Genomic DNA, 1,257 nt, shown 5'->3' with positions numbered 1-1,257 from the left:
CAGTCTTTCTGGTGAAATCTTTTCCCTCAAGCGATCGTCCTATATTGGCGTAAAATTTCTTTTGGCCCTTGATAACATATGGTTGTATTTTTTTAATTTCTTTACTTCTAACAACTTCAAGGTCCTTCGTCGGATTATCCCAACGGTTTCTTTTATCAATAATCTTAGTACATATAATATTTCCTGATAACTCTTTGGTTAACCGTCCTGCCCTACCAGCCAAATTCCAGAAATCAATATCCGTAAACTTTGTAAGTCCAATAGCATTGTTTAAGATAAAAATATTTTTAGCCGGTAAATTGACACCTTCTAATAATGTCGAAGTACAAAAAAGATAATCAATTATTTTTTCTGAAAACAATACTTCAATTCTTTCTCGTACTCTTTGTGGTAACCTCCCAAAATGATATCCGACACCCTTTTTTAAGCAATCAATCAAATAGTAATCTCGATGTACATGCTCTTTTATCAACTCAATTAATTCATCTATCTGATCGTTATTTTTATCTGGTAATAATTGAGCAAACGAAATGGCATAATCTATAGTATCTTTTGTTGAATTGCAATAAATAATATTTTTATCTCCTTCACCTAATTTATATAACCACTGATTAAAATCAAATCCGTGATATTCTGCATTAATTGCTTCACTATAATCTTTTCCTAAATCTGAAAACATAGTTAATTTATGGTTGTAAACATCCAAAAAATATCTATTCTGAGCAACCGGAGATTCCTTTACCGCCATTGTTTCTTCTGTACTTTTCTCAAATAATTGCAAAAAAACATCTACATTCGGTACATTTGGGGAAGCGAAAAAGAGCTTAACACTTTTTCTTTCAGCTTGCAATATCGCATGATAGAACAATGGTCCCCGCGAATCCTTATTTGAGACCATTTTATGTGCTTCGTCAATAAACATATAATCGACTTTTGGGTTATCATTTTTTGATAAATATGAAATCAATCTTTCTGGTGTGAATACAAAAATATACCTAGCCTTTGAATCCTCAAGTAATCTAGGTATAACAGGATGGGACAGCACTTTATATTTGATGTTATTAAAGTTACCCCCAGTTACATCCAAGAGCTCCTCTTTCATCTTATTTGTTACTTGATTTATTAGAGCTCTTGTTGGCACAAGGATTACCATATTTTCTGTAAAATTATGTTCAAATATCAAATATTTTATAAATGCTTCCATAATAAATGACTTACCCAAAGACGTGGGTCCGGAAAAACTAAAATGATTATTGC

Annotated in this window: 1 protein-coding gene; it reads right to left on the bottom strand. The window is 31.7% G+C overall.

All coding sequences use genetic code 11. The annotated features are described in order from the left end of the window. Positions 1–1,204, bottom strand: a 1,204-nt coding sequence (locus tag KHM83_RS19560) for a DEAD/DEAH box helicase (RefSeq protein ID WP_246543220.1), incomplete at its 3' end; no start/stop codon positions are given. Between the last annotated feature and the right edge of the window lie 53 nt (positions 1,205–1,257).

The sequence above is a fragment of the Fusibacter paucivorans genome (genome assembly GCF_018390735.1).
GTDB lineage: Bacteria > Bacillota > Clostridia > Peptostreptococcales > Acidaminobacteraceae > Fusibacter > Fusibacter paucivorans.
The sequence above is the reverse complement of the archived record's forward strand: the minus strand, read 5'-3'. Positions and strand labels throughout refer to the sequence as shown.